This window comes from Sphingomonas sp. RS6 (genome assembly GCF_054489705.1).
On sequence record NZ_JBTMWM010000002.1, the window covers coordinates 369,363 to 382,837 of the forward strand.

The window sequence follows — 13,475 nt, forward strand, 5'->3', positions numbered from 1 at the left end:
CCAAGGGTCAAGCCCCGGCCTTGCGCTTCGCGCGACGACGGTCCACCTAACGCGCGAGCGGCAGGAAGGCACCCATGCGCACCTATCTGGTGGTGATCGACGACAAGCCCGAGGCGGAAATCGCGCTGCGCTTTGCCGCGCGGCGGGCGGTGAAAACCGGCGGCAACGTCGAAATTCTGGCGCTGATTCCGCCGCCCGAGTTCGTCCAATGGGGCGGCGTGATGGCGACGATCGAGGAAGAAGCGCGCGAGCGTGCCGAGGCGCTGGTGGCGCGTGCGGCGGGCACGCTGTTCACCGAATCCGGCCTGACGCCGTCGATCACGGTGCGCGAAGGCGACGGGGCGAAGGTGGTCCGCGAGATGATCGAGGCGAATGGCGACATCGCCGCGCTGGTGCTGGGCGCCGCGCCGGCGGGCGCACCGGGCAAGCTGGTCGCCCATTTTACCGGCGCCGATGCGGGCAAGCTGACGGTGCCGGTGATGATCATCCCCGGCTCGCTCGACATGGAAGCGATCGACCGGCTGAGCTGATCCGATTGACCCGAGGGGGCCGGCGGGCCAGCATAAGCGCATGCGCACCCTCGTTCTTTTTCCGCTCGCCCTGCTTGCCCTGCCCGCATCGGCGCAGGACAGGCCCGATCCCGCCCGGCTGAAGGCGAGCGTCGAGACGCTGGTCGGCTTCGGCACCCGCCACACCCTGTCCGATCCCCACAATCCGACGCGCGGCATCGGCGCGGCGCGGCGCTGGTTCGGCGGCGAGCTGGCGAAGATCGGCTCGGCGTGCGGCGGCTGCATCGAGACGAGCGAGGTCGCGCGCATGTTCAAGGGGCCGCGCGCGCCCGACGGGGTGAACATCGTCGACGTGCTCGGCATCCAGCGCGGCAGCGATCCGAACCGCGTCGTGATCGTGATGGGCCATATCGACAGCCGCGTGAGCGACGTGATGAACGCCACCGCCGATGCGCCCGGCGCCAATGACGATGCCTCGGGCGTCGCGCTGGTGCTGGAGGCTGCGCGTATCCTGTCGAAGCAGAAATTCCGCGCTACCATCGTCTATGCCGCACTCTCGGGCGAGGAGCAGGGGCTCTATGGCGGGCAGCTGCTGGCCGAGACGGCGAAGGCGCGCGGCTGGACCGTATCGGCGGTGCTCAACAACGACATTGTCGGCAACACGATCGGGCAGGACGGCCGCCGCGTCGCCGATCGGGTGCGCGTCTTTTCCGAGGGCATCGCCGATTCGGAAACGCTGGCCGAGGCCAAGGCGCGGCGCGCCGACGGCGGCGAGGATGACGGCCCCAGCCGCGCGCTCGCCAAGGCGATCCGGGGTGTCGCCGGCACGATTCCGGGCGGGCTCAATGTGCTGATGGTGCGTCGCCCCGATCGGTTCGGGCGCGGCGGCGATCATTCGCCCTTCCTCGCGCTCGGCTATCCGGCGGTGCGCTTCTCGGTCGGCGTCGAGAATTACGACGCGCAGCATCAGGATCTGCGGACCGAGGACGGCAAGGTCTATGGCGACACGGTGGATCGGGTGGATTTTCCCTATCTGGCGAAGGTCACCGCACTCAACGTCGCCACGCTGCGCCGTCTGGCGAGCGCGCCGGCCGCGCCCGAAGCGGTGACGATCGGCGGCGCGCTCGCCACCGATACCAATGTATCATGGCCGGCGGTGGCAGGGGCGGCGAAGTACCGCGTCTATTGGCGTCCCGCCGATGCCGATCGCTGGACCCGCCATGTCGATGTCGCGGGCGACAGGACATCGGCGACGCTGGAGGGGATCATCGTCGACGACAATTTCGTCGGCGTCTCCGCGCTGGGCGCCGACGGCGCGGAAAGCCTCGTCACCTTCGGCCGGCGCGGGTCGCCCGGCCGCTAACGATTGAACGGCGGCCCCGCCGGGTTCATAGAAGACGCTAACGGGTGTCAGCCTCAACGCAATAGAGTCGTAAACGCCATGCTCGCCACCAATGCCATCCCGGACGACCCCGCCACCCTGCTGGTGGTGGACGACGATCGCGACATTCGGCTGCTCCTGGCGAACAGCCTGGGCGCGCGCGGCTATCGCGTCGAGACGGCGGCGAACGCGCGCGACATGGACCAGATCCTCGAGACGATGCCGGTCGACCTGGTGATCCTTGACATCATGATGCCGGGCGAGGACGGCCTGTCCGCCTGCCGCCGGATCGCGACGGCGGATGGCCCCGAGGTGATCCTGCTGAGCGCGCTGGGCGAGGAACAGGACCGGATATTGGGGCTGGAGGTGGGCGCGAGCCATTATCTGCCCAAGCCGTGCAGCCCGCGCGAGATCCTGGCGACGGTGCGCGCGGCGCTGCGCAAGCGCGGTGCCCCGGCGCCGACCGAGGGCGAGGTGTTCGCGTTCGAAGGATGGCGGATCGATCTCGGCAGTCACGAGTTGTTCGATCCCAACGGCGTGCTGGTCGGCCTGACCGACGGCGAATTCGCGGTGCTGCGCGTGTTCATCGAGCGGCCGCGCCGGGTGCTTTCGCGTGAAGCACTGCTGGCGGCGGCGCGGGGGCCGGATTCGGACGCCTATGATCGCGCGATCGACGTCCAGGTGAGCCGCCTGCGCCGCAAGCTGCGGGCGGGCGGCGACGACATCATCCGCACCGTCCGCAACGAAGGCTATCTGTTCGTACCCCGAGTCGCGCGCGCGTGATGCTGCGCGGCGCGGCGGTCCGGTCGCCGCTGTTCGTCCGCATCTTTCTGTTGATGCTGGCGTGCGTCGGCGTGGTCCAGCTGCTCAACCTGCTGTTGCTGATCGCGGTGCAGGCACCGACCGCCAAGCTCTACACCGTCGGGCAGGTCGCCAGCGCGATGCGGCAGCCGGGTGGGGGCAAGGGCGATTTCAGCGTGCGGCGCGTGGCGAAGGTGCATATTCCGCCGTGGAACCCGCGCGCCGAACGAATCAGCATCGGCATCGCGACCTCGCTGGGCGTCGATCCGGGCCAGATCGTCGTCAGCTTCGACCCCGGGTTCCTGCAGCGCGAACAGACGTTCGACCGATCGAGCGTGCCGCCGATCCCGCATCCCGCGAGCGTCGCCGAGGCCGACGACATCGTGATCGTCGGCGACTTCATCGCCTCGCGCCGGCTCGCCAATGGCGAGTGGCTGACGGTGAAGCCGAACAAGGGGATCGAGCCGTGGCGCTGGTTCGTGTTCGGCTGGCTGGCGCTCTCCGTCCTGGCGGTGACGCCGTTCGCCCTGGCGCTGGCGCAGCGCTTCGCCCGGCCGATCGCCGCGTTCGCGGCGGCGGCGGAGCGGCTGGGGCGCGACCCGCGCGCGCATCCGCTCAACCTGAGCGGGCCGCCCGAAATCGCCGATGCCGCGCGCGCGTTCAACCAGATGCAGGCGCGGCTGCACCGCTATGTCGACGATCGCGCGACGATGGTGGCGGCGCTGGCGCACGATCTGCGCACGCCGCTGATGCGGCTGGGGCTGCGGCTCGAAAGCGCCGACGCGACGACGCGGATCAACTGCGAGAACGACGTCCGTGAGATGCAGGCGATGATTTCCGCGGTGATGGGCTATGTCCGCGATACCAGCCAGCTGGGGGTGCGCCGCCCGCTCGACCTGCGCTCGCTTGCCGAAACCGTGATCGACGATGCTGCCGATCGCGGCGAGGCCGTGTCGCTGGAGCCGGGCGAACCGCTCGTCATCGAGGCCGATCCGGTCGCGCTGAAGGCGATGCTCGGCAACCTGATCGGCAATGCGGTCAAATATGCCGGCGGTGCCGAGGTGGTGCTGGAGCGGCGCGATGACGAGGCGGTGCTGACGGTGCGCGACCAGGGTCCGGGCATTCCCGACGAACAGCTCGACCTGGTGTTCGATCCGTTCTTTCGCGGCGAGCGATCGCGCAACCGCGATACCGGCGGCATGGGGCTGGGGCTGGCGAGCGCCCGCGCCACCGCGCGCGCGCATGGCGGCGACATCAGGCTGGAGAACCGGGCGACCCGCGGGCTGAAGGCGATTGTGACGCTTCCGCTTTGACGCCAGTCACTTGGACCGGAAAGCGATGCGTTTCGCTGGCCCGGACGGGCGTTTGTTGATAGCGATACCAGCAACGCGGCGGAAAGGCCGGTGCTGGGGAGAGGAATCATGCGAACGCGACGCGAACTGCTGGGCGGGATCGGCGCGGGGCTGGTGGCCGGGGCGCTGTCGTCCTCCGCCTGCGCGGCGGAAAAGCGCAAGCTGGGCTATGCCGTGGTCGGGCTGGGCAATTATGCCACGAACCAGATCCTGCCGCGCCTGAAGGAATGCGAATTCGCCGAACTGCGCGCGCTCGTCAGCGGCACGCCGGCCAAGCTGGAACGCTATGGCGCGCAATATGGCGTGCCGCGCAGCCATTGGTACAATTACCAGACGTACGACAGCATGCGCGACAATCCCGACATCGACCTGGTCTATGTCGTCCTTCCCAACAGCATGCATGCCGAATATTCGATCCGGGCGAGCCGCGCCGGCAAGCATGTGCTGTGCGAAAAGCCGATGGCGGTTTCCGCCGCCGAATGCGAGGCGATGATCGCCGCCGCCCGCACGGCCGGCAAGAGGCTGATGATCGGGTATCGCAGCCGGTTCGAGCCGCACAATCTGAAGGCGATCGAGACGGTGCGTTCGGGCGCGCTCGGCCGCCCGACGCTGATCTTTGCCGAACATGGCTTTCCGATCGCGCCGGACCAGTGGCGGCTCGACAGGGCGATGTCGGGCGGCGGATCGCTGATGGACATCGGCATCTATAGCCTCAACGCCGCGCGCTACCTGTCGGGCGAGGAGCCGGTCGAGGTGAGCGCGATGGACTATACCGACCGGCGCGATCCGCGGTTCAAGACGGTGGAGGACCGGATCGACTTCCAGCTGCGCTTCCCCAGCGGTCTGATCGCGAACTGCGTGTCGAGCTACAGCTCGTCGCACAATGCCTATCGCGTCACCGGCACGAAGGGATGGGTGGGGCTGGAGCCGGCAACCTCCTATCAGGGGCAGGCGATGTGGCAGCGGATCGGCGGCGAGCGCGAGGCGGTGCAGCTGGCCGCGCCGGCCAAAAGCCAGTTCGTCCGCCAGCTCGATCACCTGGCGGAGTGCGTGATGACCGGGCGCACGCCGATCGTGCCGGGCGAGGAGGGGCTGCGCGACATGCGGCTGATCGAGGCGATCTATCGTTCGGCCCGCGAACACCGCGCGATCGCCCTCGGCTGATGGGAGAGCCCGGGTCCACGCTGGCGATCGTCGCCGGCAGCATCGCCGCGGTCATCCTGCTCGTGCTGCGGCTCAAGCTCCAGCCGTTCGTCGCGCTGCTGCTCGTCGCACTGGTGACGGGGCTGGTGTTCGGCGGCGACCCGCAGGCGGTGATCGCCGCGATCCGCAAGGGCACCGGCGAGGCGCTGGGCTTCGTCGCGGTGGTGATCGGGCTCGGCGCGGTGCTGGGCGGAATGCTCGAGGCGTCGGGCGGCGTCCAAGCGATCGCGAGACGGCTGCTCGACCTGTTTGGGGAAAAGCGCGCGCCCTGGGCGCTGACCGCGATCGGCATCGTCGTCGGCGTGCCGCTGTTCTTCGACGTCGCCTTCATCATCCTGGCGCCGCTGCTGACAACGCTGGCGCTGCGCGCCGAGCGGCGGATCACCTATTTCGCGCTGCCGCTGCTCGCGGGCCTGATGACGATGCACGCGCTGTTGCCGCCCCACCCGGGCCCGGTCGCGGTCGCCGAACTGCTTGGCACCGATTATGGGCGGATGGCGATCTTTGGCCTGATCTGCGGCATTCCGGCGGCGATCCTGGCCGGGCCGGTGTTCGCCCGGCTGGCGCATGGTGCGCCCGGTTACGGCGCGATCGGCGCACCGCCGATGCTCGACGAAGGCGCGCCGCAGACCCGGGCGATCGGCTTTGCGCCCGCGCTTGCCGCGATGCTGCTGCCGCTGGGGCTGATCCTGATCGGCACGATCGCGGGCGAGGCGATGGCGCCGGGCACGCTGCGTTCGACGCTGATGTTCGTGGGCCACCCCTTTGCCGCACTGGTGATCGCAGTGGTCGGCGCGATGTTGTGGCTGCGGCTGGTGGCGGGCGCGCCGTTCGAAACGCTGTCGAAGGTCAGCACCCGCGCGCTCGAGCCGGCCGGACTGATGGTGCTGATCGTCGGGGCAGGCGCGGCGTACAAGGAAGTGCTGATCCAGTCGGGCGCGGGCCAGCAGATCACCCAGGCGGTGCAGGCGGCGCAGGTCTCGATCCCGGTCTTTGCCTTTCTGCTCGCCGCGTTCGTCCGCGTCGCGCAGGGATCGGCGACCGTCGCGATGGTGACGGCGGCGGGCCTTGCCGCGCCGCTGATCGGCGCCGCTGGGCTGGGGCCGGACCGGATCGCGCTCGTCACCGTGGCGATCGGATCGGGCGCGACGATCGCGAGCCATGTCAACGACACTGGCTTCTGGCTGGTGAAACAGTATCTCGGGCTGACGGAAGCACAGACCTTCCGCAGCTGGACGCTGGGCGCGACGATCGCCGGGGGCACCAGTTTCGCCATCGCGCTGATGCTTTGGCCGTTTGTTTGAGGGAGATGTTCGTGCAGATCGCCACCACCCGCCGCGCCGTGATTGCCGGCTTCGCCACGTTGCCGCTGCTGCCGCGCCTTGCGCGTGCCGAGACGGTCGGCGGAATCACCCGGCTCGATCCCGAGCTCGACCAACTGCTCGACGTCGACACGCCGATCGAGGTGATCTGCACCGGCATCCAATGGGCCGAAGGGCCGGTGTGGATCCGCGACGCGGCGGTGGTGCCCGCCGATTCGTCCGGGCAGGCAGGCGCGTTCGATCGCAGCTATCTGCTGTTTTCCGATCCGCCGGCGAACATCGCCTATCGCTGGGACGGCGAGGACAAGCGTGTCTTCCTGAAGCCTTCGGGGCTGGCGGGGCCGATCCCCGCCGGCGTGCGCGAGGCGGGCGCGAACGGGATGATCCAGGGGCGGCACGGCGAACTGCTGATCGCCGACAGCGGCACCCGCGCGATCGCCGCGATCGACCTGGACAGCAAGGACAAGACGATCCTGGCCAGCCGTTTCGGGGGCAAGCGCTTCAACAGCTGCAACGATCTGGTGCAGGCGAATGACGGCGCGATCTACTTCACCGATCCGCCCTATGGCCTGAGCGAGGGCGACCAGTCCCCTCTCAAGGAACTGGCGTTCAACGGCGTCTATCGCCTTGCGCCTGACGGCACGGTCTTGCTGATCGACAAGCAGCTGACCCGGCCGAACGGCATCGGCCTCTCGCCCGACGAGCGCACCCTTTACGTCTCCGTCTCCGACGAAAAGGCGCCCTATATCCACGCCTATCCGCTCGGTGCCGACGGCATGGCGGGGACGCGCCGCATCTTCGCAGACTTCCGCCCCGGCATCGCCCGCAAGCTGCCGGGGCTGCCCGACGGGATGAAGGTCGCGCGGAGCGGCCATCTGTTCGCAAGCGGCCCGGGCGGCATCCACGTCATCGCCCCGGACGGCCGCCGCCTCGGCCTGATTTCCACCGGCAAGGCCGCCGCCAATTGCTGCTTCGGCGAGGACGGCAAGACGCTGTTCATCACCTCGAGCGACATGGTTGTTCGCCTGCGACTAAAAAGCGCCGAGTAAAGCACGGCGCCGGCACGATCATCTTACCTCAGTAATTCATGCCCTGTATGAAGGTGTCCATCTGCACCGGAGAGAGGGGCTCAAGGTGGATATTCAGCTGGACTATGCGGTTCCGGGCAATGAATCGGAAGATTTGCTGACGCTTTTCTATCGCTTCCGGGCGAATGTTCCGATTTTCGAGGATGTCGAGCGCGCCGATCATGCGCAGATCCGCTTTCGCCTGACGCCGGGGGCGGGCGAATATCGATTCGCCGACGGCAATGTGCAGACGCCCGGCGCCGCCCATGTCGTCGGGCCGACCACGGGCGCGTTCCGGGTGCGGGTGGAAGGGCCGGTGCTGCTGTTCGGCGCGGGCATCACGCCGCTCGGCTGGATGGCGCTGATCGGTTCCGATGCGTCGTCGCTGGTGAACCGCGTCGTCGACCTGGCCGATCTGTTCGGCGATACGATCGACGAGGGCGTCGCGGAAATGGCCCGCCTTACCGAGCTCGACGAGATGGTGGCGTGTGGCGAATCGATCGTGCGGCGGCTGGTGCGGGTGCGGCGATCGCGCGAGGTGGATTTCATCCACATGGTCGATGCGTGGCTGAGCGACGATGCCTCACCCGAGATCGAGTCGCTGGTGGCCGCCGCCGGCATGTCCGCCCGCCAGATCGAGCGGAAATGCAAGACCCTGTATGGTGCAAGCCCCAAGGGACTGGCGCGCAAATACCGGGCGCTGCGCGCCGCCGTTTCGCTGGTTTCGGAAGGGGCATCGATCGACGATGTCGTCAGCCGCGGCTTTTACGACCAGTCGCACCTGATCCGCGAGATCAAGCACTTCACGGGCTATACCCCCGGGCAGATCCGCGCCGAGCCGAGCCTGCTCGCCCAGTTGACGATCGCCCGGCGAACCGCGCTGGAGGGCGTGGTGCATCCGATCATCAGCGGCACGTAACGCCCCGCTCGCCCCGGCGCATGCTTGCGCGTAAGAGCGGGGCATGCCCGACACGCCGCCCGTCATTCCCGCCGCAACCATCGTGGTGATGCGCGAGACCAGTGGCGGCGCGCCCGAACTGCTGATGGTCGAACGCGCGGGCGCGATGCGATTCGCGGCGGGGGCGATGGTGTTTCCGGGCGGGCGGGTCGATCCCGGCGATCATGCGCTGGCGGCGGCGATGCACGGCGACCGTGACGAAACCGCCGCAAGAATCGCGGCGATCCGCGAGACGATCGAAGAGGCGGGCGTTGCCATCGGGCTCGATCTGGCGCCGGAGCGGCTGGCGGCTCTGCGCCGCGGGCTCCACCGGGGCGATACGATGGGGGCGCTGCTGGAGCGGGTTGCCGGGCGGCTCGATCTCGAGTCGCTGGTGCCGTTCGCGCGCTGGCTGCCGCACGGGCTGCCGCACCGTGTGTTCGACACCCGATTCTATCTGGCCCGCGCACCGCGCGATGCCGAGCCGGCCGTCGACGGTGGCGAGAATGTGCGGCTGATCTGGGCGCGCGCGGCCGACATGCTCGATGCGGCGTCGTCAGGCGCGGCGCGGCTGATCTATCCCACGCGCCGCAACCTGGAACGACTCGCGCGCTTCGCCAGTTTCGAGGATGCACTGGCCGACGCCGAGGCCCATCCGGTACGGCCCATCACCCCCTGGATCGAGCGACGTGACGGTATCGAGCATCTCTGCATCCCCGAAGACGCCGGCTATCCCGTGACTGCGGAGCCGATGGACAGCGTGCGCCGCGGATGAAGGCGCTGCGCCAGACGCTGGTCGTGCTGATCGCGTTTTGCCTGATCGCGGGCGTCACGTTCCTGCTGGTGATGATGGCGCGCAACCGGCCGCAGGACGTGCCGTGGACGCCGCTCGACCTGTCGCAGCCGATCGGCGCGTTCACCGGCCGCAAGCTTGCCGGGCTGACCGAAGACGCCGCGCAGTGCCGCGCGCTGCTCGACAAGGCCGGGGTGCGATACCAGGCGCTGCCGCCGGTGCGGCGCGATGGGCCGTGCGGCTATGAGGACGCGGTTCGGCTGGAGGCGGGGGGATCGCGAACGATCGCGTTCAGCCCGCAACTGGGCACGGCGTGCCCGGTCGCGGCGGCGCTGGCGCTGTGGGAATGGCATGTGGTGCAGCCGGCGGCGCTGGCGCGGTTTGGCAGCCGCGTCGCGCGAATCGAGCATTTCGGCAGCTATTCGTGCCGCCGCATGTACGGGCGCAGCGCGGGCGACTGGAGCGAGCATGCGACCGCCGACGCCGTCGACATCGCGGCGTTCGTCCTTGCCGATGGCCGGCGGATTTCGGTGCTGGACGGCTGGGGTGGCGAGGGGGACGAGCGTGCCTTCCTGCGCAGCGTGCGCGACGGCGCGTGCCGGCTGTTCTCGACGGTGCTGTCGCCGGATTACAATGAAGCGCACCGCGACCACCTCCATCTCGACCAGGCTGCTCGGGGCGAGATGGGGTGGCGGAGTTGCCGCTGACGCGGCGGGGGGGTCAGTTCGGCAGTGCCTTGGTGTCGATCTTTTCGACCCATTGCGGGAAGAAGGACGGCTGGCGGTTCGACCAGCCCGAGGCGGTTGCCGCGGCTTCGCTGATCGACTGGAGCAGCTTGCGGCGCAGATCCGGGTGGAGATGCGGCAGCGCCGACGCCGAGCAGAAGGCAGAGGGCAGCCACGGCCGCACCTCGGCGCCGAGCAGGCGCTCATAGAGGAAGCGATAGGCCGAGAAGCTGGTGAGCCGGCCCTGGCCGAGATCGAACGCCGAAAGCGTGACGAGCGGCGCCATGAATGGCTCGATCGCGCCGAGATCGCTGTCGTTGGGCATCAGCGTGCGAACTTCGGGCAGGCGTTCGTAGATGCGGGCCTGGGCGCGGATGCTGGCGGCTTCGACGACGTCGCGCGACCAGCGGGTCAGCGCGTCCTCGCGTTCGAGGCCCACGTCGAGCGAACGGCGCACATAGCGCTGCGTCGCTGCGGTGAAGCCCGCAAATTCCTTCATTTCCGCCAGCGTCATCGCGCCTTCCGCCGGTCTCATACGTGCAGCCATTGCTCGTCTCCCGCTCGATCATTCGACCCTTGGAGCGATCATGCGCCGCATTGGTTAACGCGGACCTTAATGACCCCCCCGTATCCCTCCGGCATTGGAACGCAAAATCTGCTGCGATGCAACATTGGTTTGCGACCAGTCGAGCGTTCGGCATGAAACTTGTTCACAACCCGGGATTCGCGCAACAATGGGGCCATGCTGCACGGCTTTGCGACGGGTTTGCGGGGTCAAGCGGCGGCGCAGCGCAGCACATCAGGGGATGTGCTTAAGGGCGGTTCCCGGGTTCATCGGCGGTTCACCGCGTCTCGCCTGCGCAATCCAACGGTTCGTCGGATCGACCGACCGCAGGGGTGTACGACCCGCCTATAGTCTGGCTAGCAAACACTCACACCAACGCTTTCCTGACCGGGGGGTCCATGAGTTTCACACGATTTGCAGCGCGTTTTGCGCTGATGGCCGCGTGCGCCCTGATGACCACCGTTCCCGCTCAGGCGCGCGGTACCTTCTGGCAGTGCGTTACCTTTGCCCGCTCGGTTTCGGGCGTCGAAATCCACGGCAATGCCTGGACCTGGTGGAACCAGGCCGAGGGTCAATATGCCCGCGGCCATGCGCCCAAGGTCGGCGCGGTGATGTCGTTCCAGCGCACCTCGCGGATGCCGCTGGGCCATGTCGCGATGGTTTCGCAGGTCATCAGCGATCGCGAAGTGCTGCTCACCCATGCCAACTGGTCGCGTCGCGGCGGCGTCGAGCGGGACGTGCGCGCGGTCGACGTGTCGCCCAATGGCGACTGGAGCGAAGTGCGTGTGTGGTATGCGCCGGTGGGCGGGCTCGGCACCTCGACCTATCCGGTCAACGGCTTCATCTATCCTGAAGCCCCGGCCGCCGACGACTGGGCATCGGTGCCGGTGCAGATGGCGCGGCTCGATCTTCCGCAGCTCGACCAACTCGCCTCGATCAACTGATCGCGCCGCTTACGCCCTAGGCGTGAAGCGTAGCGCCACCCCGTTCATGCAATAGCGTTTGCCGGTCGGCGGCGGGCCATCGTCGAAGACATGGCCCAGATGCCCCCCGCAGCGGCGGCACAGGATCTCGGTGCGGCGCATTCCCAGGCTGTTGTCGGCCCGTTCGAGCACGGCGTTGGGCAGCGGCGCATAGAAGCTCGGCCAGCCGGTGCCGCTGTCGAACTTCGTCGTCGAGGAAAAGAGCGGGAGCGCGCAGCCGGCACAGTCGAACCGGCCGGCGCGATGCTCCTTGTTGAGCGGGCTGGTGAACGGATATTCGGTCCCGCCCCGCCGCAGCACATTATAGGCGGCCGGGCTGAGCCGCTTCTTCCATTCGGCATCGCTGAGCTTGAACGGAAAATCGCCCGCAGCGGCGGCGGGCGCGCTGCTGCACGCGAACAGCGGCAGCCCGGCAAGACCCAGCCCGGCGGCGGCGAGCAACTGGCGGCGATCGAGCGTCATGGCGACCCTTTCTGACATCGGTGACGATATAGGTTCGCAAGACCGGGGCGAAAGGTTGCACGGCGCAGGCGTGCGAGCGCGCAATCAGTAGCGGTTGAGTTCGACCGGCAGGCTGCGATAGCCGTGGACGAAGCATGCGGCGACGCGCTGCGGCGGGCCGGCCACGTTCGCGCGCAGCCGCCGCCGGCCCATTTCCTCCATCAGGATGCCGACCTGAAGTTCGGCAAGCCGCGCACCGACGCAGCGATGGATGCCGTGGCCGAAGGCGAGATGGCGCCGCGCATTCGGGCGATCGACGATGATCCGATCGCCATCGGGAAAGACGCGCTGGTCGCGATTGGCGGATAGATACCAGAGAATCAGCTTGTCGCCGGCGCGGACCGATTGCCCTTCCAGCATCGTGTCGCAGGTGGCGGTGCGCCGCATATGGGCGAGCGGCGTCTGCCAGCGGATGATTTCCTGAACCGCGTTGGGAATGAGCGACGGATCGGCTTCGAGCTTCGCGCGCTCGTCGGGAAATCGGTCGAGCCCGAACGCGAAAGCGGTCATCGAATTGCGCGTCGTATCGTTGCCGCCGACGATCAGCAGGACGAGATTGCCGAGGAACTCCATCTTGTCCATCTGCGCCATCGCGTCCGAATGGATCATCATCGAGATCAGATCGGGGGTGGCGGGCTTTCCGAGTTTCGCCTGCCATAGCGTGCCGAAATAGGCGGCGCATTCCATCAATATGTCCCGCCGCTGCTGCTTGCGCGCGGGATCGTTGGCGATCTCGATATCGCCCGCCCAGTCCGACCAATGGGTGAGCAGGCGGCGTTCCTCCCAAGGAAAGTCGAACAGGATCGCCAGCATCTGGGTGGTGAGTTCGATCGAGACGCGATCGACCCAGTCGAACGTTTCGCCGAGCGGCAGCCGATCGAGTACTTCCCCGGTGCGGCGCCGGATATCGTCGCTCATCCGCACCATCTCGCTGGGCGTGAAGGCGGGGGCGACGGTGCGGCGCTGGCCGGTATGACGCGGCCGATCCATCGCGATGAACATCGGCATCTTCAGATCGCCTTCGAGCAGATCGGCGATGGTGATGCCGCCCGCCTCGCTCGAATAGAGATCGGGGCGCGATTCGACCTCGACGATCGGATGATAGGCGGAGACCGACCAATAGGCGCCGAACGCGCTTTCGGGCGTGTGGCGGACCGGGCTGCACTGCCGCAGTTCGCGGAAGGGCGCGTGCCAACTATCGTCGCGATAGAGTTCGGGGCGGCTGACGTCGAGCGGGTCGACGATGCGATCCGATATGCCCCCGGTCACGCACGTGGCCATCGATCCTCTCCCGGTATGTTCGGGAAAGAGGCCATATGCTTACATCAGTGTCAAC

Annotated in this window: 14 protein-coding genes; 11 read left to right on the top strand and 3 right to left on the bottom strand. The window is 68.1% G+C overall.

Annotated elements, in window-relative coordinates; genetic code table 11:
- Positions 1-74 precede the first annotated feature (74 nt).
- The 10 genes from ACX40Y_RS06515 to ACX40Y_RS06560 all read left to right on the top strand — a co-directional run bounded on the left by ACX40Y_RS06515 (position 75) and on the right by ACX40Y_RS06560 (position 10,072).
- Positions 75-530, top strand: coding sequence for a universal stress protein (locus ACX40Y_RS06515; protein WP_459118728.1), 456 nt, complete (start codon positions 75-77; stop codon positions 528-530).
- A gap of 40 nt (positions 531-570) precedes the next feature.
- A complete protein-coding gene (locus tag ACX40Y_RS06520; RefSeq protein ID WP_459118729.1) occupies positions 571-1,872 on the top strand; it encodes a M28 family metallopeptidase in 1,302 nt (433 codons plus the stop codon).
- 78 nt (positions 1,873-1,950) lie between these two features.
- Positions 1,951-2,673 carry a response regulator gene (locus ACX40Y_RS06525; RefSeq protein WP_459118730.1) on the top strand — a complete coding sequence of 241 codons (723 nt, stop codon included), beginning with the start codon at positions 1,951-1,953 and terminating at the stop codon, positions 2,671-2,673.
- Positions 2,673-4,004: a sensor histidine kinase gene (locus ACX40Y_RS06530; protein ID WP_459118731.1), complete on the top strand. Its 1,332-nt coding sequence runs from the start codon at positions 2,673-2,675 to the stop codon at positions 4,002-4,004. Before ACX40Y_RS06525 ends, ACX40Y_RS06530 begins: the two co-directional genes overlap by 1 nt.
- A 108-nt stretch (positions 4,005-4,112) precedes the next feature.
- Positions 4,113-5,207, top strand: a complete 1,095-nt coding sequence (locus ACX40Y_RS06535; RefSeq protein WP_459118732.1) for a Gfo/Idh/MocA family protein — start codon at positions 4,113-4,115, stop codon at positions 5,205-5,207.
- Positions 5,207-6,550: a GntT/GntP/DsdX family permease gene (locus tag ACX40Y_RS06540; protein ID WP_459118733.1), complete on the top strand. Its 1,344-nt coding sequence runs from the start codon at positions 5,207-5,209 to the stop codon at positions 6,548-6,550. The genes ACX40Y_RS06535 and ACX40Y_RS06540 overlap by 1 nt, the downstream gene beginning before the upstream one ends.
- Positions 6,551-6,561: 11 nt before the next feature.
- A complete protein-coding gene (locus tag ACX40Y_RS06545) occupies positions 6,562-7,617 on the top strand; it encodes an SMP-30/gluconolactonase/LRE family protein (RefSeq protein WP_459118734.1) in 1,056 nt (351 codons plus the stop codon).
- 85 nt (positions 7,618-7,702) lie between these two features.
- The gene (locus ACX40Y_RS06550; RefSeq protein ID WP_459118735.1) at positions 7,703-8,554 is read left to right on the top strand and encodes a helix-turn-helix transcriptional regulator; all 852 of its coding nucleotides are present in this window, start codon (positions 7,703-7,705) and stop codon (positions 8,552-8,554) included.
- 43 nt (positions 8,555-8,597) lie between these two features.
- A complete protein-coding gene (locus ACX40Y_RS06555) occupies positions 8,598-9,347 on the top strand; it encodes an NUDIX hydrolase (protein WP_459118736.1) in 750 nt (249 codons plus the stop codon).
- Positions 9,344-10,072: an extensin-like domain-containing protein gene (locus ACX40Y_RS06560; protein ID WP_459118737.1), complete on the top strand. Its 729-nt coding sequence runs from the start codon at positions 9,344-9,346 to the stop codon at positions 10,070-10,072. The genes ACX40Y_RS06555 and ACX40Y_RS06560 overlap by 4 nt, the downstream gene beginning before the upstream one ends.
- A gap of 13 nt (positions 10,073-10,085) precedes the next feature.
- Here ACX40Y_RS06560 and ACX40Y_RS06565 read toward each other — a convergent pair whose 3' ends face one another.
- Positions 10,086-10,637, bottom strand: coding sequence for a hypothetical protein (locus tag ACX40Y_RS06565; RefSeq protein WP_459118738.1), 552 nt, complete (start codon positions 10,635-10,637; stop codon positions 10,086-10,088).
- A 416-nt stretch (positions 10,638-11,053) separates the two neighbouring features.
- Here ACX40Y_RS06565 and ACX40Y_RS06570 point away from each other — a divergent pair, with 416 nt between their 5' ends.
- Positions 11,054-11,599, top strand: coding sequence for a CHAP domain-containing protein (locus tag ACX40Y_RS06570; protein WP_459118739.1), 546 nt, complete (start codon positions 11,054-11,056; stop codon positions 11,597-11,599).
- Between the two features lie 9 nt (positions 11,600-11,608).
- On the opposite strand, the gene msrB is transcribed toward ACX40Y_RS06570, so the two are convergent.
- On the bottom strand, positions 11,609-12,118 hold the full coding sequence (gene msrB / locus ACX40Y_RS06575; RefSeq protein ID WP_459118740.1) for a peptide-methionine (R)-S-oxide reductase MsrB: 510 nt from the start codon (positions 12,116-12,118) through the stop codon (positions 11,609-11,611).
- Between the two features lie 66 nt (positions 12,119-12,184).
- Positions 12,185-13,408: a cytochrome P450 gene (locus ACX40Y_RS06580; protein ID WP_459118741.1), complete on the bottom strand. Its 1,224-nt coding sequence runs from the start codon at positions 13,406-13,408 to the stop codon at positions 12,185-12,187.
- Positions 13,409-13,475: the final 67 nt, after the last annotated feature.